At 60.8% G+C, this 20,685-nt stretch carries 14 protein-coding genes; 5 read left to right on the top strand and 9 right to left on the bottom strand.

The genetic code is table 11. From position 1 onward, the window contains the following. Positions 1-226: 226 nt before the first annotated feature. Entirely contained in the window at positions 227-2,056 is a 1,830-nt protein-coding gene (locus AC3IUA_RS10920) for a sigma-54-dependent Fis family transcriptional regulator (protein WP_489360791.1), read from the top strand. 119 nt (positions 2,057-2,175) lie between these two features. Here AC3IUA_RS10920 and cysS read toward each other — a convergent pair whose 3' ends face one another. Then, entirely contained in the window at positions 2,176-3,558 is a 1,383-nt protein-coding gene (gene cysS, locus AC3IUA_RS10915; RefSeq protein ID WP_489360790.1) for a cysteine--tRNA ligase, read from the bottom strand. Between the two features lie 43 nt (positions 3,559-3,601). Next, positions 3,602-5,299 (bottom strand): glutamine--tRNA ligase/YqeY domain fusion protein, encoded by a 1,698-nt coding sequence (locus tag AC3IUA_RS10910; RefSeq protein ID WP_489360789.1) that lies wholly within the window; start codon positions 5,297-5,299, stop codon positions 3,602-3,604. A 264-nt stretch (positions 5,300-5,563) separates the two neighbouring features. Here AC3IUA_RS10910 and AC3IUA_RS10905 point away from each other — a divergent pair, with 264 nt between their 5' ends. Both AC3IUA_RS10905 and lpxH read left to right on the top strand, forming a co-directional pair. Beyond that, positions 5,564-6,067, top strand: coding sequence for a peptidylprolyl isomerase (locus AC3IUA_RS10905; RefSeq protein WP_489360788.1), 504 nt, complete (start codon positions 5,564-5,566; stop codon positions 6,065-6,067). After that, the gene (lpxH, locus tag AC3IUA_RS10900) at positions 6,064-6,792 is read left to right on the top strand and encodes a UDP-2,3-diacylglucosamine diphosphatase (protein WP_489360787.1); all 729 of its coding nucleotides are present in this window, start codon (positions 6,064-6,066) and stop codon (positions 6,790-6,792) included. Before AC3IUA_RS10905 ends, lpxH begins: the two co-directional genes overlap by 4 nt. Before the next feature lie 132 nt (positions 6,793-6,924). Here lpxH and AC3IUA_RS10895 read toward each other — a convergent pair whose 3' ends face one another. The 7 genes from AC3IUA_RS10895 to AC3IUA_RS10865 form a co-directional block, all read right to left on the bottom strand. After that, positions 6,925-8,454 (bottom strand): DHA2 family efflux MFS transporter permease subunit, encoded by a 1,530-nt coding sequence (locus tag AC3IUA_RS10895; protein WP_489360785.1) that lies wholly within the window; start codon positions 8,452-8,454, stop codon positions 6,925-6,927. A 66-nt stretch (positions 8,455-8,520) separates the two neighbouring features. Then, the gene (locus AC3IUA_RS10890) at positions 8,521-9,723 is read right to left on the bottom strand and encodes an EmrA/EmrK family multidrug efflux transporter periplasmic adaptor subunit (RefSeq protein ID WP_489360783.1); all 1,203 of its coding nucleotides are present in this window, start codon (positions 9,721-9,723) and stop codon (positions 8,521-8,523) included. 15 nt (positions 9,724-9,738) lie between these two features. After that, complete coding sequence (locus AC3IUA_RS10885) at positions 9,739-11,208, bottom strand: efflux transporter outer membrane subunit (protein ID WP_489360781.1); 1,470 nt, start codon at positions 11,206-11,208, stop codon at positions 9,739-9,741. Further along, positions 11,205-11,678, bottom strand: a complete 474-nt coding sequence (locus AC3IUA_RS10880; RefSeq protein WP_489360780.1) for a MarR family winged helix-turn-helix transcriptional regulator — start codon at positions 11,676-11,678, stop codon at positions 11,205-11,207. The genes AC3IUA_RS10885 and AC3IUA_RS10880 overlap by 4 nt, the downstream gene beginning before the upstream one ends. A gap of 273 nt (positions 11,679-11,951) precedes the next feature. Next, complete coding sequence (locus AC3IUA_RS10875; protein ID WP_489360778.1) at positions 11,952-15,623, bottom strand: translocation/assembly module TamB domain-containing protein; 3,672 nt, start codon at positions 15,621-15,623, stop codon at positions 11,952-11,954. Continuing rightward, complete coding sequence (locus AC3IUA_RS10870) at positions 15,620-17,347, bottom strand: autotransporter assembly complex protein TamA (RefSeq protein WP_489360776.1); 1,728 nt, start codon at positions 17,345-17,347, stop codon at positions 15,620-15,622. The genes AC3IUA_RS10875 and AC3IUA_RS10870 overlap by 4 nt, the downstream gene beginning before the upstream one ends. Before the next feature lie 65 nt (positions 17,348-17,412). Next, a complete protein-coding gene (locus AC3IUA_RS10865; protein ID WP_489360774.1) occupies positions 17,413-18,060 on the bottom strand; it encodes a GNAT family N-acetyltransferase in 648 nt (215 codons plus the stop codon). A 211-nt stretch (positions 18,061-18,271) separates the two neighbouring features. On the opposite strand from AC3IUA_RS10865, the gene xthA reads away from it, so the two are divergent. Further along, the gene (gene xthA / locus AC3IUA_RS10860; protein WP_489360772.1) at positions 18,272-19,084 is read left to right on the top strand and encodes an exodeoxyribonuclease III; all 813 of its coding nucleotides are present in this window, start codon (positions 18,272-18,274) and stop codon (positions 19,082-19,084) included. 255 nt (positions 19,085-19,339) lie between these two features. Beyond that, entirely contained in the window at positions 19,340-20,674 is a 1,335-nt protein-coding gene (locus tag AC3IUA_RS10855; RefSeq protein WP_489360770.1) for a substrate-binding domain-containing protein, read from the top strand. The last annotated feature ends 11 nt before the right edge of the window (positions 20,675-20,685 follow it).

The raw sequence follows: 20,685 nt of genomic DNA, 5'->3' as shown, positions 1-20,685 counted from the left end.
AAAGATCGCAGCCTACCGGCAGCTCCTACACCGACCGTGTGCACCTGCAATGTAGAAGGTGTCTGCAATCCTCTGTAGGAGCTGCCGCAGGCTGCGATCTTTTGATTTTTAGCGTCTGGACATGCGCCGAAGATCAAAAGATCGCAGCCTTCGGCAGCTCCCTACATGTCGTGGGCAGCGCTGAAACCCCATAAAAACAATAAAGTTTGCTCAGAGATCGACTGCCATGGCCGCACCTGCCCCGCTGTTGTCCCATGACGCCATCATCCAGGACTCCTGGCGCCGCTGTCGGGCCTTCGGGCTCAGTCATCAGAGCGCCCCGGCCTTCGATCAATTGCCGGCAGATCGCATCAGCCAGTTGCTTGAAAGCCAACATTCACTGGTGCAAACCACCCACCAGGAAGTCTTGCCGTATTACGAAAACATCCTCAGCAATTCCAACTGCCTGATCATGCTTGCCGACAACCAGGGCCAGGTGCTGACCTCCTGGGGTACCCAGCGTTTTATCGAGCCGAATCTGGCCCGGGGTTTCAAGGCCGGCGCCAGCTGGGTGGAACGCTGCACCGGGACCAACGCCATCGGCACCGCCTTGGCGTGTGAGCAAGCCGTGCATATCGAGCACGACGAACACTTCCTCAAGGCCAACCGCTTCATGACCGGCTCCGCGGCACCGATATTCGACGCCGAGCGGCAGGTGATCGCGGTGCTCGACGTCTCCAGCGACAGCTACCTGCCGCCGTCGCATACCTTGGGCATGGTAAAAATGATGAGTCAGACGGTGGAGAACCGGCTGATCCTCAACCTGTTCCAGGGCCGGCATTTCCAGCTGACCTTCAACACCGGCCTGAACAACCTCGACAGCCAATGGGCCGGGCTGCTGATCTTCGATGAAAGCGGCCAGGTGCTGTCGGCCAACCGGCGTGCCGACAATCTGCTGGGCATCAGCCTGTCGCGGGTCAGCGTCGAAAGCCTGTTCAAGGTCTCTTTGCGGGACCTGCTGAACCAGCCGGAAGGTTTACCCTTCGCGCTGCAGGCTTCGGGGCGCAACCGTTTTCACTGTTTGTTGAAGCGCCCCACGCAGGCGCCGATTCAGGCCCGGGTATTTGCCGAGCCGGTCTGCCCCGCCCCGGCCGCGATCAGCCTCGGCACCCTGCACTTTGGTGACAGCCGCGTTGAAAAAGCCGTGCGCCAGGCCGAACGACTGCTGGAGAAAGACATCCCGCTGCTGATCCATGGCGAAACCGGGGTGGGTAAGGAAGTGTTCGTCAAAGCCCTGCATCAGGCCAGCTCCAGGAGCAAACAACCGTTCATTGCCGTAAATTGTGCGGCGATCCCCGCCGAACTGGTGGAGTCGGAGCTGTTCGGTTATGAAAAAGGCGCGTTTACCGGCGCCAACCAGAAAGGCAGCATCGGGCTGATCCGCAAGGCCGACAAAGGCACGCTGTTTCTCGACGAAATCGGCGACATGCCGCTATCGACACAGGCCCGGTTGCTGCGGGTATTGCAGGAGCGTTGCGTGCAGCCGGTGGGCAGCAGCGAACTGTTTCCTGTCGACATTCGCATCATCTCGGCCACCAACCATACCTTGCGCGAACAGGTCCAAACGGGACGCTTTCGAGAAGATCTGTACTACCGCATCGGAGGGCTGACGCTGGAGCTGCCCCCCTTGCGTGAACGCAGTGACAAGCAGGCGCTGTTCAAGCGTTTGTGGGAGCAGCACCGGGAGCCGACGCAATGGGCCGGGCTCAGCCGTGAAGTCATGGAACTGTTCACCCGCCATCCGTGGCCGGGGAACCTGCGGCAGGTCAGCAGTGTGATGCAGGTGGCGCTGGCCATGGCCGAGGAGCAGCCGATCCGGGTGGAGCATTTGCCGGATGATTTTTTTGTGGATCTGGAGATGGAGTCAACCGCAGTTGCCGCGTCGGTCTCCATAGATGAAGCAGAGGATTTGAATCGGCAGTTGCAGGCGGTGGGGGGCAATATTTCTCACCTTGCCCGAAGATTGGGGGTGAGCAGGAACACCTTGTACAAGCGATTGCGGCAAATCGACACCTGAGACAACCCAAGATCGCAGCCTGTGTAGGAGCTGCCGCAGGCTGCGATCTTTTGATCTTTTGATCTTTTGATAAACAAAAACCCGCACAAGGCGGGTTTTGTTTGTAGCACACGCAGCAATCAGTCAGCCAAACGCCAGGTCGTCCCGCCCTTGCCGTCTTCCAGCACCACGCCCATGGCGGTGAGCTGGTCGCGGATGCGGTCGGATTCGGCCCAGTCCTTGTTGGCACGAGCGGTCAGGCGCGCCTGGATCAGCGCATCGACCTCAGCCGCATCGACCCGGCCTTCAGCGCCGGCCTGCAGGAAGTCATCGGCTTCCAGTTGCAGCACACCCAGCACACTGGCCAGTTCTTTCAAGCGTGCCGCCAGACCGGCCGCCGCTTGCACATCGCTGTCGCGCAGGCGGTTGATCTCGCGGACCATCTCGAACAGCACGGCGCAGGCTTCCGGAGTGCCGAAGTCGTCGTTCATCACCTGGGTGAAACGCTCGACGAAGGCTTCGCCACCGGCGGCCGGAACACTCGGCAGGCCTTTCAACGCATGGTAGAAACGCTCCAGAGCGCCCTTGGCGTCCTTGAGGTTGTCTTCCGAGTAGTTGATCGCGCTGCGGTAGTGGCTCGACACCAGCAGGTAGCGCACGACTTCCGGGTGGTACTTGTCGAGCACGTCGCGAATGGTGAAGAAGTTGTTCAAGGACTTGGACATCTTCTCGCCATTGATGCGAATCATCCCGCAGTGCATCCACGCATTGGCGTACGGCTTGCCGGTCGCCGCTTCACTCTGGGCGATTTCGTTTTCGTGGTGCGGGAACTCGAGGTCGCTGCCGCCGCCATGAATGTCGAAGGTCTCGCCCAGGCAGCAGGTCGACATCACCGAGCATTCAATGTGCCAGCCCGGACGACCGGTGCCCCACGGTGACTCCCAGCTCGGCTCGCCCGGCTTGGCGGCTTTCCACAGCACGAAGTCCAGCGGGTCCTGTTTCGACTCGTCGACTTCGATCCGCGCGCCAATGCGCAGGTCTTCGATCTTCTTGCGCGACAGCTTGCCGTAGCCCATGAACTTGCCGACGCGGTAGTACACGTCGCCATTCCCTGGCGCGTAGGCGTAGCCCTTGTCGATCAGGGTCTGGATCATCGCGTGCATGCCGGCGATATGCTCGGTGGCCCGCGGTTCCATGTCCGGCTTGAGGATGTTCAGCCGCGCTTCGTCCTCGTGCATCGCGGCGATCATGCGCTCGGTCAGCGCTTCGAACGCCTCGCCGTTTTCACGGGCGCGATTGATGATCTTGTCGTCGATGTCGGTGATGTTGCGCACGTAAGTCAGGTCATAACCGCTGAATCGCAGCCAGCGGGTCACCAGGTCAAAGGCGACCATGCTGCGGCCGTGGCCCAGATGGCAGTAGTCGTACACGGTCATCCCGCAGACGTACATGCGCACCTTGTTGCCATCCAGCGGCTTGAAGACTTCTTTGCTCTTGGTGAGCGTGTTGTAGATCGTAAGCACGAATGCTCCCTTTTTATCAGAACAGGTCAGGCCTGCCGCTGAATCACTGGCCCCACGAATCGCGCAGGGTCACGGTACGGTTGAAGACCAGATGACCGGGTTTCGAGTCCTTGATATCCGCGCAGAAGTAGCCTTCGCGCTCGAACTGGAAACGGTCTTCTGGCTGTGCATTGCCCAACGAGGGTTCAGCACGACAACCGGTGAGCACCTGCAGTGAATCAGGGTTGATGTTGTCCAGGAAACCTTCGCTGCCTTCAGCCTTCTCCGGATTCGGCGAACGGAACAGGCGATCGTACAGACGCACTTCGCACTCGACGCTGGCCGCGGCCGGGACCCAGTGCACCACGCCTTTGACCTTGCGGCCTTCAGGGTTCTTGCCCAACGTTTCAGGATCGTAGGAGCAACGCAGTTCGACGATGTTGCCGTCGGCGTCCTTGATCGCTTCGTCGGCACGGATCACGTAGCTGCCGCGCAGGCGCACTTCGCCATTCGGTTCCAGGCGCTTGTAGCCTTTTGGCGGCTCTTCCATGAAGTCTTCACGGTCGATGTAGATCTCACGGGCGAACGGCAGTTGGCGCACGCCCAGGTCTTCTTTCGGATGGCACGCCAGTTCGAGGTTCTCGACCTGACCTTCCGGGTAGTTGGTGATCACGACTTTCAGCGGACGCAGCACGCACATGGCACGCGGGGCGCTGTGGTCGAGGTCGTCGCGGATGCTGAACTCCAGCATGCCGAAGTCGACCACACCCGCGGAACGGTTGGTGCCGACCATTTCGCAGAAGTTGCGGATCGACTTCGGCGTGTAGCCACGGCGGCGGAAACCCGACAGCGTGGACATGCGCGGGTCGTCCCAGCCGTCGACGTGTTTCTCGTCAACCAACTGCTTGAGCTTGCGCTTGCTGGTGATGGTGTAGTTCAGGTTCAGCCGCGAGAACTCGTACTGACGCGGGTGCGCCGGGACTGACAGGTTGTCGAGGAACCAGTCGTACAGTGGACGGTGGTCTTCGAACTCCAGGGTGCAGATCGAGTGGGTGATGCCTTCGATGGCGTCCGACTGACCGTGGGTGAAGTCGTAGTTCGGGTAGATGCACCAGGTGTCACCGGTCTGGTGGTGATGCTCGTGGCGGATGCGATACATGATCGGGTCGCGCAGGTTCATGTTCGGCGAAGCCATGTCGATCCTGGCCCGCAGGACGCGCGCGCCATCCTTGAACTCGCCGGCCTTCATGCGGGCGAACAGGTCAAGGTTTTCTTCGACGCTGCGCTCACGGAACGGGCTGTTCTTGCCCGGCTCGGTCAGGCTGCCACGGTATTCCCTGGCTTGCTCCGGGGTCAGGTCGCAAACGTAGGCTTTGCCAGCCTTGATCAGCTCCACCGCCCAATCGTGCAACTGGTCGAAATACTGCGAGGCATAGCGCACTTCACCGGACCATTGGAAGCCCAGCCATTTGATGTCGCTTTCGATGGCGTCGATGTATTCCTGGTCTTCCTTGGCCGGGTTGGTGTCGTCAAAACGCAGGTGCGTGACGCCACCGAATTCCTCGGCCAGGCCGAAGTTCACACAGATCGACTTGGCGTGGCCGATGTGCAGGTAGCCGTTGGGCTCTGGCGGAAAACGGGTGACGATCTGCGTGTGCTTACCCGAGTCCAGGTCCGCCTGGATGATCGGGCGCAGGAAATTGACTGGAACGGCAGGTCCGGTCTTGGAATTCGAGGTAGGGTCGACAGTGGGCTTGCTCATAGGATCCTTGGACGTACAAGTGCGCGGCCGAAATACGGGCCTGACAAAACAAAGCCGCTATCATAGCCGATGCTGTCAAGCACCTGACAGAGGAGGCCCGAAATCAGGTGCGTTTAATGCACCTGTTTTGAAAAACAGCCTCGAAATTCGCGCCCGGCACGCTAAACTGCGCACCCTGGCGTTTTTTTTGCCTAACCGGTTCGGGTCCGCAGGCAGCATGAGCGCCCCGACACCCACGAATTCCTTGAAAGAGCGATAACGATCATGACTAAAGTCAAACTGACGACCAACAAGGGCGACATCGTCCTGGAACTGAACGCCGAAAAAGCCCCGATCACCGTGGCCAACTTCGTCGAGTACGTTAAGGCCGGTCACTACGAAAACACCGTATTCCACCGCGTTATCGGTAACTTCATGATCCAGGGCGGCGGTTTCGAGCCAGGCATGAAGGAAAAGAAAGACAAGCGCCCAAGCATCCAGAACGAAGCCGACAACGGTCTTTCCAACGACAAGTACACCGTCGCCATGGCCCGCACCATGGAGCCGCATTCGGCTTCCGCGCAGTTCTTCATCAACGTTGCCGACAACAGCTTCCTCAACCACAGCGCCAAAACCGCGCAAGGCTGGGGTTATGCAGTGTTCGGTAAAGTGGTCGAAGGCAGCGACGTTGTCGACAAGATCAAAGGTGTTGCCACCACTATGAAGTCCGGCCATCAAGACGTGCCAAGCGACGACGTGATCATCGAGAAAGCCGAGATCATTGAGTGATACTGCTGATTTCAGATTTACATCTGGAAGAGGAGCGCCCGGACATTACCCGGGCGTTTCTGGATTTACTGAGCGGGCGCGCCCGCTCGGCGCAAGCGTTGTACATATTGGGAGATTTTTTCGAGGCATGGATCGGCGACGATGCCATGACCCCCTACCAGCTTTCCATTTGCCAGGCACTACGGGAACTCAGCGACAGCGGTACGCAGATTTTCCTGATGCATGGCAATCGCGACTTCATGCTCGGCCAGGCCTTCTGCAAGGCCGCAGGTGCAACCCTGCTCAAAGACCCGAGTGTCGTTGAACTGAACGGCGAACCCGTGCTGCTGATGCACGGTGACAGCCTGTGCACCCGCGACGAAGCCTATATGAAGCTGCGTCGTTATCTGCGCAACCCCATCACCCTGTTTATCCTGCGGCATCTTCCCTTGGGCACCCGGCACAAGCTGGCGCGCAAGCTGCGCAATGAAAGCCGCACCCAGACCCGGATGAAAGCCAACGACATCGTCGACGTGACCCCCGAGGAAATCCCGCGGATCATGCAGGTATACGGCGTACGCACCCTGGTCCACGGCCACACCCACCGCCCGGCCATCCACAAACTGCAGATTGGCGAGCAAGCGGCCAGGCGCATTGTGCTGGGGGACTGGGATCGTCAGGGCTGGGCGTTGCAGGTGGATGAGCAAGGGTTTGCGTTGGCGGCGTTTGACTTCGTTACACCCTAAAAACCAAAGATCAAAAGATCGCAGCCTCCGGCAGCTCCTACAGGGATTTGCGTACACCCGGGCAATGGCGGATGTCCGTGGTCGGCGTAGGAGCTGCCGATAGGCTGCGATCTTTTAGCGGCCGCCGCTAAATCAATGCCCTGCCGCGGCCGGCCCGGCCTTCGCCGCAAACGGCGGTCTGGCCAGCCACACCAGCAGTATCAAGCCCATGAAAGCCCACCCCAGCAACGTGAAATAATCCACGGTCGAGAGCATGTAGGCCTGGCTGGTCAGCACATGATCCAGCTGCGCGTAGGCCGGGTTACCCGCCCCGCCCAGACTGTTCAAGGCATCCCGGGTCGCAGGTTCATAGGTACTGATGCTTTCGCTCAGATAGGCATGATGCTGATCGGCGCGACGGATCCAGATCCAGGTGGTCAAGGATGCCGCAAAGCTGCCGCCCAGGGTCCGCAGGAAGGTTGCCAGGCCGGCGCCATCGGCGATCTGGTGCGGCGGCAAGTCCGACATCAGAATGCTCAGGGTCGGCATGAAGAACAGCGCCACACCGATGCCCATGAACAGTTGCACCAGGGCTATGTGCTGGAAATCCACTTCATTGGTGAACCCGGCGCGCATGAAGCAGCTCAAGCCAATCGCCAGAAACGCCAGCCCGGCCAGCAGCCGCAAATCGAACTTGTGCGCGTACTTGCCGACAAACGGCGACATCAGCACCGGCAAAATCCCGATCGGCGCCACCGCCAGCCCGGCCCAGGTCGCCGTATAGCCCATCTGCGTCTGCAGCCATTGCGGCAGGATCAGGTTAATGCCGAAGAACCCCGCATAACCGAACACCAGCACAATGGTGCCGATGCGGAAGTTACGATGGGCGAACAACCGCAGATTGACCACCGGGTGCTTGTCAGTCATTTCCCAGATTACGAACACCGCCAGCGCTACCGCCGAGATGGCCGCGCCGATAATGATGAAATTTGACTCGAACCAGTCCAGGTCGTTGCCCTTGTCGAGGATGACCTGCAGCGCACCGACACCAATGATCAAGGTCAACAAGCCCACATAATCCATCGGCTGGCGACTGATCACCACCGGTCGGGCCTTGAGTTGTTGCTTGACCACCATGACCGCGAACACACCGATCGGCACGTTGATAAAGAAAATCCACGGCCAGCTGTAGCTATCGGTAATCCAACCGCCGAGTATCGGGCCGGCAATCGGAGCAACCACAGTGACCATCGCCAGCAATGCCAATGCCATCCCCCGTTTTGCCGGCGGATAGACTGCGATCAGCAGGGTCTGGGTCATCGGATACAGCGGCCCCGCCACCAGGCCCTGCACCACCCGAAAGCCGACCAGTTCGGGCATGGACGTGGAGATACCGCACAGGAACGACGCCAGCACAAACAGGATGGTCGCCCAGAGAAACAACTTCACCTCACCGAAGCGCCGGCTGAGCCAACCGGTCAACGGCAGCGCAATCGCATTGCTCACGGCAAACGAGGTGATGACCCAGGTGCCCTGCTCCGAACTCACCCCCAGGTTGCCGGAAATCGTCGGCAAGGCCACGTTGGCGATGGTGGTGTCGAGCACCTGCATGAAGGTCGCCAGGGACAGGCCGAGGGTGGCGAACAACAAGCTGGGCGGCGTGAACGAGGCGTTATTGCTCATCGCGAATCCTTTGAAACCTGGCTGGCGCTGCGAGCGCCAGGGCCGCAGCGCAGGGACTGGCGAGAATCAGCGCTGGACGGTTTTGCTCGCCGCAGAGCTGTTGTCGTGGATCAAACGAGTGATCATTGCATCGGCCTCAACCAACTGACGGTCGTAGACACTGGTGCTGAACGAGGCTTTTTGCGCCGGCTGTTGCGCCAGCACCGGGCCGCTCTGGTCGTGCAGATTGACCTGGACCTGAGTCGACAGACCGACCCGCAACGGATGTTTGGCAAGTTCTTCGGCGTTGATATGAATCCGCACCGGCACCCGCTGGACGATCTTGATCCAGTTGCCGGTGGCATTCTGCGCCGGCAGCAAGGCGAAGGCGCTGCCGGTGCCGGCACCGAGGCTGTCGATGGTGCCGCTGTATTTCACGTCGCTGCCGTAGAGGTCGGCTTCGATGTCCACCGGCTGGCCGATGCGCATGTCCCGCAGCTGGGTTTCTTTGAAGTTGGCATCAATCCACAGCTGATCCAGCGGGATTACCGCCATCAGCGCGGTACCTGGCTGAACCCGCTGACCGAGTTGCACGGTGCGTTTGGCGACATAACCGCTGACCGGGGCGATCAAGGTGCTGCGGGCATTGGTCAGGTAGGCCTGACGCAATTGCGCGGCGGAGGCCTGCACGTCCGGATGGGACGAGACCACGGTGTCGTCGACCAATGCATTGCTGGTATTGAGTTGCTGCCGGGCATTGGCCAGGGCGTTTTGCGCCGAGCTCAAGTCATCCCGGGCGTGGGACAGCTCTTCCTGGGAAATTGCCCCACCGGCCGCCAGGTTCTTGCGTCGATTGAAGTTTTCCCGGGCTTTTTGCACTTCGGCTTTCTGCGCATTGACCTGGGCCTTCATGCCGTCGACGTTGCTGTACAGGCCGCGGACCTGACGCACGGTACGGGCCAGATTGGCCTGCGCACTCTGCAAACCGACTTCGGCGTCATTGGGGTCGAAGTTGATGAGCACCTGGCCCTCATGCACCAGGTCACCGTCATCGGCGCCAATGCTCACCACCGTACCGGTGACCAAGGGCGTGATTTCCACTACGTTGCCGTTCACGTAGGCATCGTCGGTGCTTTCATTCCAGCGCCCGTAGAGTTCGTGCCAGCCCCAGGCGCTCAAGCCCCCGAGGACGACGATGACGGCCAGCGCCAGCAGCATGACCTTGCGCTTGCGCTGGTTGCCCGTGTCCTGGGAGTTTTCGGCAGTGTTGAGGGTGTCTTCAGTGGCCATGACAAGTACCTTGAATTATTCAGTCCGCGTGGCTGGGGTGGGGTTGGCCGCGGCCAGGGTGTCGGCCTGAAACCCGCCGCCCAGTGCCTGCATCAATTGAATCGAAAGGTCGATCTGCTCGGCATTCAGGTTCGCCAGCTGACGCTGGGTCTGCAGCAGTTGCTGCTCGATGCTCAGTACGTCGAGGTAGTTGCCGATTCCGGAGCCGAAGCGCTGGACCACGGTGTTGTAAGAGTCCTGGGCAATATCAGTGGCGTGTTGCTGGGCTTTGATCTGCCGGCCGATGTCGCTCAGTTGCGAGAGGGTGTCGCTGACATCCCCCAAGGCGGTCACCAGGCTCTTGTTGTACTGCGCCACGGCGAGGTCGTAGTCGGCGTCACGAGCATCGAGATCGGCACGCAGGCGACCCCCATCGAAAATCGGCAGCGATACGGTCGGTGCGACATTAAAGAAGCGGCTCGCCGAGCCGAACATCGCATCGCCCAACAGCGATTGCACCCCGGCCGCCGCGCTCAGGTTGAGGTTTGGATAGAAGTTGGTCTTGCCGGCGACGATATCCTTGCTCGCCGCTTCGACCCGCCAGCGAGCGGCGACCAGGTCCGGACGGCGACCCAGCAACTCGGCCGGGAGCACCGAGGGCAAAGCCACGGCGCTGGCCTGCAGGACCTTCGGTCGAGCAATTTCGTTGCCGCGATCCGGGCCTTTACCGAGTAACACCGCCAGGGCAATCCGGGCGCTTTGCAGGTTTTTCTCGGCGTCGATCAACGCGGCCTGGGAGCTGGCCTCGAGGCTTTCGGTTTGCTGGTACTGATACTGGCTGTCGATCCCGGAACTCAATCGACGTTTACCGAGGTCGAGCATTTGCCGGGTGCGTTTGAGATCTTCATTGGCCAGATCATGGACGATATGCGCCTGGCCCAGATTGCTGTAGGCCCGGGCGACATCGGCGGCCAGGGTCAACTGCGCCGCCTGGCGGTCGATCTCGGCAGCACGGGCCTGGCCGAGCGCGGCTTCCCAGGTGGCGCGCTGGCCGCCCCAGAGGTCGAACGTGTAATTGAAGTCCACGCCCAAGCTGCGCAGAGTGCTGTAGTTGCCGCCCTGCCCGCTCGGGTCCTGGTCGCGGGCCAGCCGCGAACGACTGACGCTGGCGCTGGCGTCGAGGGTCGGCATCCGCGCAGCGTTGGCGGCATAGGCGGCCGCACTGGCCTGATGGGCGCGGGCGCTGGCGATCTGCATATCCGGGCTGTCCCGCAGGGCTTCGCGGATCAAGCCGTCGAGTTGCGGATCGCCGAGGCTTTTCCACCAGTCGCTTTTCGGCCAGGCCGCCGGCGACAGGGTCACGCCACTGAGCGATTGCCCGGCCTTGAGGTGGTTCGCCTCGAGGCTGACGCCTTCGGTGTCGAGGCCGCTGTAGCTGGCGCAACCGGCCAGACTCAGGGCCAGCAGCACCAGGCTCAGCCCGCTACGCAAGGATTGACTGCTCATTTATCACCTACCCGCAGCAAGGTGATCGGATCACCGGCCGCCACCAATATTTTCTTCAGGATCCGCTCCAGGGTTTGCAGCTCCTCGGGGTCGAGTGCGCTGGCCAATTGATTCATCGCGTTGGCGCCGATTTCCGGAAGCCTGTCGGCCAGCCGCTGCCCTTCGACTGTCAGCACCAGCTGCACCTGGCGCCGGTCACCTTCGCTGCGTTGGCGCGCCAGCAGGCCTTTGTGTTCGAGCCGGTCGAGCATCCGCGTCATCGAACCGCTGTCGAGGGACAGGTGGCGGCACAGCTCGGCCGGGGTGTCGACGCCGAACTGGGCCATGATGATCAGCACCTTGAACTGCGCGGCGGTGATGCCGTGGGGTTCCATATGGGTGTCGATGATCCGGTCCTTGAGCAACGCGGCACGGCCGAGCAGCAGCCCGAGATGGCAATTTAGAAAGTTGTCCGGCGTGAAGTGCTTCATCTGACCACCAAATAGCTGCCTAGGCAGAGAGTGTGTGTCCAGATGTTACTGCCTAGGCAGCGAATGTCAATGAAATAGTTAGGAAGCTTGGTATTTAGGGGATGAGCGACGAGTTTTTTGAAAGGGGAGGTGTTAGCAGGTACAGATCAGGCGCAGTAAGGCTGCCAAGATCGCAGCCTGCGGCAGCTCCGCCAATCCGGTCTATCCGTGGTATTGCAGGTGTACGTCCATCCGTAGGAGCTGCCGCAGGCTGCGATCTTTTAGCTTTCCGGCCTAAAAATCCCGCTTGTAGAAGATATCCAGCGAACTGGCGATGCCGCTGGCGGCTTCCAGATAGACCTGCTTGCTCAGTTTGTAACGCAATGCGATGGTATTGGCCGGTTCGAACACCCCCACCCCATAACGCAAACTGAGCTTCTCGGAGATGTTGCCGCTGGCGACCACACTGGTGGTTGCACCGCTGCCTTCGGTGTCGAGCTGGAAATCCTCGATCCCCAGATCCTTGGCCAGCGTGCCGGTGAGTTTGGAGCTGCCCATCAACCCCAGACCCAACGCCGCCTGAGCCAGCATATTGTTGTCTTCACCGGTGGTGCTTCGCTTATGACCGAGCACCAGGTAGGACAGCGCATCCTCTTCGCTCATGGCCGGTTCGGAGAAAATCTGCGTGGTCGGCTGCTCGGCGCTGCCGCTCAAACGGATCCCGGCGATCACGTCGCCGGTCTGGCGAATCGCTTCGATGTCCAGATACGGCTGGTCGATGGGGCCAGCGAACAGCAACCGTGCACGGCGCACCGTCAGGCGCTGGCCATAGGCGCGATAGCGACCCTCGTTGAGCCAGAGTTCGCCACGGGTGTCCATGTTATCGCCGATATGCACCTGGCCTTGCAGGTTGGCGGTCAGGCCAAAACCGCTGAAGCTGAGCTTGTCCTTGCCAACGATCACATCGATATCCATCGCCATGACCATCGGCGGCTTGCCCTCTTCGGTCTGATGGCCAACGATCACCGTGTCATCCGAGACCTTGACGGTGGACGGCGGCAACTCGCGAATGGTGATATCACCCTTGGGCACCAGCACCTTGCCGGTGACCGCCAGTTTGTCGTTCTGCATCGAGATCTTCAGGTCTGGCGCCACCTCCAGCACCGCATAAGGCTCGACCGTGACCGGCAATTGCGAACCCTTGAGGTCCAGGTCAACCACTAGCGCTTCGCCCCAGGCTACATGTCCGCTCAGGCTACCCTGCCCGCTCTTGCCGCTTTTCCAGCCGCCGTTCAGCTGCACGCTTTCGCCAGCGATCAGCGCCTGAATCTGCAGCGCCTCGAAACTGCTGGGCAATTCCGCCCCGGACACTTCCCCATCGCTGAGCATCAAGCTGCCATTGACCAGGGGTGCCAACAAACCACCGGACAAATTGCCGCTGCCGCTCAAATGCCCGGACAGCTTTTCGACCATCGGCACGAAGGGGCGGGCCACCGACAGATCCAGGCCACTGAGACGGAACGAGCCGGTAAGTGGCTTGTTCTTGGGTAACGGATTGATCTGCGCCTGCAGCATCAGTTCTCCCAGCTTGCCGCCGACGAAATTCAGTTGGGTATCGATGCGGGTCGGGCTCAAGCGACTGTCGAGTTTCAGCGTCTGGTAAGGGAAATCCAGCCACTGGTCTTTTTCGCGGATGCGCAACGTGCCGCCGCTGGCGTCGACCGTGACCTGGCCTTTCGGACCACTGGCCGGCAGATCCAGCTGCACGTCGGCATTGAGCCTGCCTTTCCAGGCGAATTCCTTCGGCAGCCATTGCGCGAGGCTTTCAATCGGGAACTGCTTGAGGTGGTAACGCAGCATCGGCTCGGGCATCAATCGCTGGTCTTCACCACACAGACTGGCGTGTCCGGACACCCAGCAGTGGGCACCAAAGTTGAGCTTGCCATCGGCCAGGTACTCGAGCTTCGCCGGAGATTGCAACTTCCAGTCCTGGCCTCCGGCCTGTATGTCACCGCTGGCCAGACGTCCGCGCCAGTTACCTTTATCCAGATTGCCGTCCAGCCCCAGCGCCAGTTTGAGCAACGGGCCTTGTAAGTCCAGCTGCAGCTTCTGCTGCTTGATATCGCCCTGGCCGCTGGCGGTCAGCGTGCCCAGCCGCGTATCGCCAGCCTGGATGCCGCTGCCTTTGAGGTCGATGCTCGCCCGTTGCGCGCTGTCCAGCCTGGCGTCCAGGTTCAGGCTTTGCAGGCGATTATCGGCCAGCGCCAGCTGCAGGCCTTGCAGGCTCAGCTTGCCCTGGGGTGCCTTGAGCGTCCCCGCGACATCGACCCGGCCATTGAGCTGGCCGCGCAATTGCGGCCAGAGCTGACCCAGGCGCGGCATCTTGATGTCGATCTGCCCGGCCAGTTTCTGTTGCAGGCTGCCGCTGCCGTGAATGCGGTTTTCACCCAGGCGAATATCCAGGGCGTTGAGGGTCCATTGTTCGCCGCCGCCATCGGCCTTGGCCTGGAACACCGCGGGCTGACCGCGCAGCTTGCCCTTGAGGTCCAGGTCAGCGTTCAGCTTCAGCTGTTCATTCTTCATCTCGCCTGTGCTGCGCAACGGTCCAGCGAGAGTGCCCGGTAACTCCGCCAGCCAATACGCCGGGTTGATCGCCGACAGGTCGAGTGCCGTGTCCCAGGCGATGCCGTCAGCGAATTGCAGGTTCAAATGCCCTTCGGCCTTGCCCTGCCCGGCCACCAGCTTGAACTCCGGCAGGTAGATTTTTGTCAGGTCGCCACTGAACGGGCTGCTCAGGCTGAACGCCCCCGCCGGGCCATCGAGGGCGGCCTTGAAGTTGCCCAGATAGTTGCCATCGCGATAAGACACTTCAGCATTGAAGGTCTGCAGCGCCACTTCAGGTTCGTCGATCAGCGGATAGAGCCGATGCCAGGGGAAGTTCAGCCAGTCGACCCTGGCCTCGGCGCTGAAGCCTTCACTCCAGTCCAGTTGCCCGCTGAGCTTGAGGCTCTGCTCGGCGTTGGCACTGAGGTCCAGCGCGGCGATTTGCGCGCCCTTGGCGTCGACCTTGCCTTGCAGCAGCAGGCTGACCGGCCCCTGTTCGGCCGGCAAGGTGGCGTTGCCCAGCAATTGGTAACCGTTTTTCAGATCACCCTTGCCGGTGAGCTCAAGCTGATTGAGGTGCAGGGTGTCCGGCAAATCGGCGCTGGCCTTGAAGCCATCCGCGGTAATGCGCACCTGAGCCGGGAGGTTCTCCACCAAAGGCTGCAACTCGCCGGTCAACTGGCCTTGCAGGTAGCCGCTGCTGTCGGCCTTGAGCTTCAGGGTTTTCAGCAGATTGCCGTCGACTTTCAAGGCCAGTGCCCAGGGTTCGCTGCCCGGTGCCGGCAACGTCAATCGACCTTCAGCCGTCAACGGCCAGTCGCCGCTCGGTTGCAGCAGACCGGACAGGTCCAGGCTCAGCTCGTCCCGCTGCAGGTGCACCGAGTCGATCTGCAACCCCTTGGCCGTCCATTGCGCCGCCAGTTGCAAGCCTTTGAGTTCTTCGCTGCCGTTGAACAGCAAGCTGCCGATCTGCACTTCGCCCAACTCGATTGCCAATGGCAGCTTCAGGTCTGGCAGGCTGATGGGACCGCTGCTTTCATCGCTGCCCGGTGGAAACTGCAGGCTGATCTGCTTGACCTTCAGTTGTCCGATGCACAAGGTCATGCGCGCCAGACACAGCGGCGACCAGGCAAACACCGGCCGGCTCAGCTCGACCCGGCTGCTGTCCTGCTGCCAGAGCAGATGCTCGGCACTCCATTGACCGCCCAGGCGACCCTGGAAATCTTCCACCGTCAAACCCGGTACCCAGCCCAGTGCCCAACGGCTGCCAAACTGAGTTCCCAGCACCGTGGCCAACGCCAGCAACACCATCATCACCAGCGCCAGGATCGCCAGCAGCGCTATTTTCACACCACGATTCACAGCTCAGGCCCCATGGAAAAGTGCAAACGCAAGCCGCCGTCGTCGTCCATTGCCCGGGCAACGTCCAGGCGCAACGGCCCGACCGGCGAAACCCAGCGCACACCGATACCGACCCCGGTCTTGAGGTTCGGCAGTTCAAGGGTATTGAACGAGTTGCCCTGGTCGATGAAGGTCGCGACCCGCCATTTATCAGTAACAGAATATTGATACTCGGCGCTGCCGGCGACCATGTAGCGGCCACCGATGCGATCGCCATTGGAGTTTTTCGGCGACAGGCTCTGATAGTCGTAACCGCGCACGCTTTGATCGCCACCGGCAAAGAAGCGCAATGACGGCGGTATCGAGGCATAGCCATTGGTGGCGCTGCCGCCGAACTGCACGCGACCGAGGAACCGGTGCTTGTCCCAGACCGTGGTCAAGCCTTTGAGCAGTGCAGTGCCATAAAGCAGATTGTTATCCGAGCCCAACCCTTCCTTGGCGACCTTGGTGTCGAATTGCAGACGATAGCCATTGTGCGGATCGATGCGGTTGTCACTGCGCAGGTAGGAATAACTGACGCCGGGCATCAGCAAGGTGCTCAAACCGGAATCATCGCCGAGGCGGTACTCCTCGCGCTGCCATTTCAGCGAAACCACGCGCTGCCAGCCACTGGGCAACTTGCTGTGCCACTCGGGGCCGAGGGTCAGCAGTTTGCTCAGGCTGTCGTTGCTCGCCAGTTCTTCGTATTGATAACCGCCGGCATAACGAAGTTTGTCGGTCAGCGGCGGATCCAGCGGCACGTCGTACCACAGGCCGACGTTCTGCCGTGGCGCGGACACCTCGGTCTCCCAGCCATAGCTGTGACCTTGGGGGTTGACCCAGTGCCGGGTCCAGTTGGCCTTGGCGCGCGGCCCTACGTCGGTCGAAAAACCCAGGCCCAGGCCCATGGTCCGCGGCTTGCGGGTTTCCAGGTGCACGGCCACCGGGATCACATTGTCGGCCGCGGCGGCGGGCGCGGCATCGACTCGCACCCCTTCGAAATAACCGCTCGACTGCAGCGCCTGGTTCAACTCGGCGATCTGTTCGGAGTCGTAGGGATCACCGGCCTTGAACGGCACCATGCGTTGCAGCAGGTCTTCATCGAACGGGGTGTCGCCGGCAAAGCTGACCTTGCCCAAGGCATAACGCGGACCACTGTCGTAGACCAGCTCAATGTCGGCGACGCCGGCCTGGGGATCGACCAGTAATTTCTGACGGGTAAAGCGCCCGCTGAAAAAGCCGTAGCGCGAGGCCTGATTCTGGATCAGGCGCTTGGCGTCTTCGTAATGACCGTGATTGAGCACCGCGCCGGATTTCAGCTGAGCGCCTTTCGGCACCCGGAAGGCTTTGAGGGAGGCCGCGGGACCATCGACGCGCACGGTGACATTGCGCAAGTGCACGGGCTCGCCGGGGTCAATGTTCAACACCAGCCGTGGCGACTTGCCGCCTTTGACCTCGCTGTCGATTTGCGGCTGATAATAACCCAAGGCCTGGGCGGCCTTTCGCGCCTGCTCCTCGGCGCCGCGACTGAAGCGCAACAAGGCTTCTTCATCGCGCTCGCCGAGGCCTCCGATATAGCCTTCTATATTGGCCTTCAGTTCATTGTTGGACGGTTTGATCCGGACGTCCAATTCGCTTTGCGCGAGCGCCGCACAGCTTGTGACCAGCACGAGCAAACCGCTGGTAATTCTTCCTGGAAACTTCATAGGCGCGGATGCTATCACGAGCAAGGGAGCGTGATAGAGCCCTGGTTTGACCGGAAGTTTCCAGGTTAAGCAGTTGCTGTTTGTAACGCCTGCGGGTTGGGGTGAAAAAACACATGCTCACGGACAGGTCCTACAGCGACCTCGCCAATTTCCTCATAACCCTGACGCTTATAGAACTCCAGATAACGAGGGTTCCCGGTGTCGAGTACTACACCTTCCGAATGCTCGTCCACTGCGCACCAATTATGCACCGCCTGTAGCAACTGCTCGCCGAAGTGCTTGCCCTGGAATTGCGGATGAATCCCCAGCAACGGCAGGACATGAACCGCATCGGAGGGCAGGCAGGCCACCACCGCCTCGTGATAGTCCAGATAACGCCGGGTACAACGAAAGCCGGTGCTGAGCACCATCCGCAGGCGCCAGGCCCAACTTTCGGTGATGCCCAGGCGACGTTGCGGCGGTGCGATCAGGGCGATACCGATCAGCCGGTCATTGACCAACAGGCCGATGGCCGGCAAGTCCTGGAGAAAGTGCTGCTTGACCAGTTCGCGCACCGTGGCCCGGACCCGCTGCTCATAACCAGGCCGCTCGGACTCGAACAAAAACGCGAACGTCGGCTCATGCCGGTAGGCTTGATACAGCAAGGAACGCGCTTCGCTGGAATAACCGCTGTCGAGCATATGAATGTCAGCGATGGCAGAGGTTTCAGGCATAACAATCGATCTCCCAGGGCGCGGCTCAACGTGGCCGTGCTCTTTATACAAAAGCCTTGTTACTACGAGCCTGTGTATGAGTGCACAGTTCCACGTAACAACGGCTCACACTCTACGCCCAAAGGACCTTAGCAGCGCATCTGACCTGTTGCCACGCTGGCCGCCGCCGGACTTGTCGGCTAGCATCGCAGTTTTGCCAGGACTGCCGACCATGAAGATCGTCTCGTTCAACATCAACGGCCTGCGCGCCCGGCCGCATCAGCTGGCAGCGCTGATCGAGAAGCACCAACCGGATGTCATCGGTCTGCAGGAAACCAAGGTCCATGACGACCAGTTCCCGTTCGCCGAAATCCAGGCCCTCGGCTATCAAGTGTATTACCACGGGCAAAAGGGCCATTACGGCGTCGCCCTGCTCTCCCGTCAGGCACCGACCGCCCTGCACAAAGGCTTTGCCAGTGATGAAGAAGACGCGCAGCGACGGTTTATCTGGGGCACTTTCGCCGACGCCAACGGCGAGCTGGTGACCATCATGAACGGCTATTTCCCACAAGGTGAAAGCCGCGACCACCCGACCAAGTTCCCGGCCAAGCAACGCTTCTACAACGACCTGCAGCAATTGCTCGAAACCCAGTTTCGCAATGACCAGCCGCTGGTGGTGATGGGCGACGTGAACATTTCCCCGGAAGACTGCGACATCGGCATTGGCCCGGACAACATGAAGCGCTGGCTGAAAACCGGCAAGTGCAGCTTCCTTCCAGAAGAACGCGAGTGGATGGCCCGCCTGAAGAACTGGGGCCTGGTGGACAGCTTCCGGCACCTGAACCCGGACGTCGCCGACCGTTTCAGCTGGTTCGACTACCGCAGCCGTGGCTTTGAAGACGAACCCAAGCGTGGCCTGCGCATCGATCTGATCCTGACCTCTCACGCACTGTTGCCGCGAATCAAGGCTGCCGGCGTCGACTACGACCTGCGTGCCATGGAAAAACCTTCCGACCATGCGCCGATCTGGCTTGAGTTGAGCTGACCTGACCCGCTGATCTTGTGGCGAGGAGGCTTGCCCCCGCTGGGTCGCGAAGCGGCCCTAAAACCTGCCACCACGAATCATCAGATAGAACGCATCAGCCGTTTTTACGACTGCTGCGCAGCCGAGCGGGAGCAAGCTCCCTCGCCACAGGGGGTTTGCGCTCAACCCCCCTCCCGTTGAGCAAGCTGTCATCTTTCAGCAACCTGACTGACTTATTCTCCCGGCACTTCCCTCGCTTTAGAAGGTGCCGCTCCAATGCTGCGCGCGCTGTTATTGATGATGGTTTGCGGCCTGACTGTTCCGGTCTTCGCCAATCAGCTGCCGACCCCGGAGCATGGCCCTGCCCTGCGCATCCAGGGATCCAACACCATCGGCGCGGCACTGGGTCCGGCACTGGTCAAAGGGCTGATGGAAGATCAGGGCCTGCTCAAGGTGCGCAGCGAAATCACCGGCAAAGACAACGAACAGCGGATCGTCGGCCAGACGGCAGAAGGTCGCAAGGTGGTGGTGGAAGTCGCGGCCCATGGCTCCAGTACCGGCTTCGTCGCTCTGAAAACCTCCGACGCCGATCTGGCAGCCGCCTCGCGTCCGATCAAGGACAGTGAACTGGTCGACCTGGAAGCGTTGGGTGACCTGAAAAGCCCGGGCGCCGAACAGGTAATCGCCATTGACGGTCTGGCGATCATCCTCCATCCGCAGAACCCGCTGAATCAACTGAACACCGAGCAACTGGCGCGAATTTTCAGCGGCGAGATAACAACCTGGGAAGATCTGGGCGGCATCGGCGGGACGATCCAGCTGTATGCCCGGGATGACCAATCGGGCACCTACGACACCTTCAAGGAGCTGGTGCTTAGCCGTCGCGGGAAAACCCTGGGCAGCGCGGCGAAACGTTTTGAATCCAGCGAGCAGCTGTCTGATGCGGTCAGCCAGGACCCGCAGGGCATCGGCTTTATCGGCCTGCCTTATGTACGACAGGCCAAGGCCGTGGCGATTGTCGACGGCGCTTCGCAGCCAATGCTGGCGCTCAATAGCCTGATCGCCACCGAAGACTATCCGCTGTCGCGGCGCTTGTTCTTTTACCTGCCGCCTGCCGGACAAAACCCGTGGGCCACGGCGCTGGTGGCCTTTGCCCAAAGCAGCAAGGGTCAGGCCATCGTCGCCGCCAACGGTTTTATTGCCCAGAGCGTGCAAGCCATGACGGTAACGGCCGGCGCGCAGATGCCTGACGGCTATGAGGCCATTACCCGTCACGCGCAACGGCTGTCGGTGAATTTTCGCTTCGAGGAAGGCAGCGCCAGCCTCGACAACAAAGCCCGCCAGGATCTGTCGCGGGTGCTCGACTATTTAAGGCTCCACGGCAAGCTCGATAAACAGGTGACGCTGGTGGGCTTTGGCGATGCCAAGAGCGACCCGGCGCGAGCGGACCTCCTGTCGAAGTTGCGAGCCATGGCAGTACGACGGGAACTGGTGAAGAACGGCGTGGTGTTTCGCGAGATTCGCGGCTTTGGCGCCGAGATGCCAGTGGCGGCCAATAGCGCCGATGAAGGCAGGATGAAGAATCGGCGGGTGGAGGTTTGGGTGTATTGAAGTGAGTGAAA

This window comes from Pseudomonas sp. KH_050, assembly GCF_057838875.1.
This window is presented reverse-complemented; position numbering and strand designations above follow the sequence as displayed.

Bases quoted from the DNA above. Each gene is read 5' to 3' on its own strand.
- AC3IUA_RS10870 (WP_489360776.1), bottom strand. From the start codon at position 17,347: ATGAAGTTTCCAGGAAGAATTACCAGCGGTTTGCTCGTGCTGGTCACA.
- AC3IUA_RS10910 (WP_489360789.1), bottom strand. From the start codon at position 5,299: ATGAGCAAGCCCACTGTCGACCCTACCTCGAATTCCAAGACCGGACCT.
- AC3IUA_RS10920 (WP_489360791.1), top strand. From the start codon at position 227: ATGGCCGCACCTGCCCCGCTGTTGTCCCATGACGCCATCATCCAGGAC.
- AC3IUA_RS10865 (WP_489360774.1), bottom strand. From the start codon at position 18,060: ATGCCTGAAACCTCTGCCATCGCTGACATTCATATGCTCGACAGCGGT.
- AC3IUA_RS10895 (WP_489360785.1), bottom strand. From the start codon at position 8,454: ATGAGCAATAACGCCTCGTTCACGCCGCCCAGCTTGTTGTTCGCCACC.
- AC3IUA_RS10855 (WP_489360770.1), top strand. From the start codon at position 19,340: ATGCTGCGCGCGCTGTTATTGATGATGGTTTGCGGCCTGACTGTTCCG.
- xthA (WP_489360772.1), top strand. From the start codon at position 18,272: ATGAAGATCGTCTCGTTCAACATCAACGGCCTGCGCGCCCGGCCGCAT.
- AC3IUA_RS10890 (WP_489360783.1), bottom strand. From the start codon at position 9,723: ATGGCCACTGAAGACACCCTCAACACTGCCGAAAACTCCCAGGACACG.
- AC3IUA_RS10905 (WP_489360788.1), top strand. From the start codon at position 5,564: ATGACTAAAGTCAAACTGACGACCAACAAGGGCGACATCGTCCTGGAA.
- AC3IUA_RS10880 (WP_489360780.1), bottom strand. From the start codon at position 11,678: ATGAAGCACTTCACGCCGGACAACTTTCTAAATTGCCATCTCGGGCTG.
- AC3IUA_RS10885 (WP_489360781.1), bottom strand. From the start codon at position 11,208: ATGAGCAGTCAATCCTTGCGTAGCGGGCTGAGCCTGGTGCTGCTGGCC.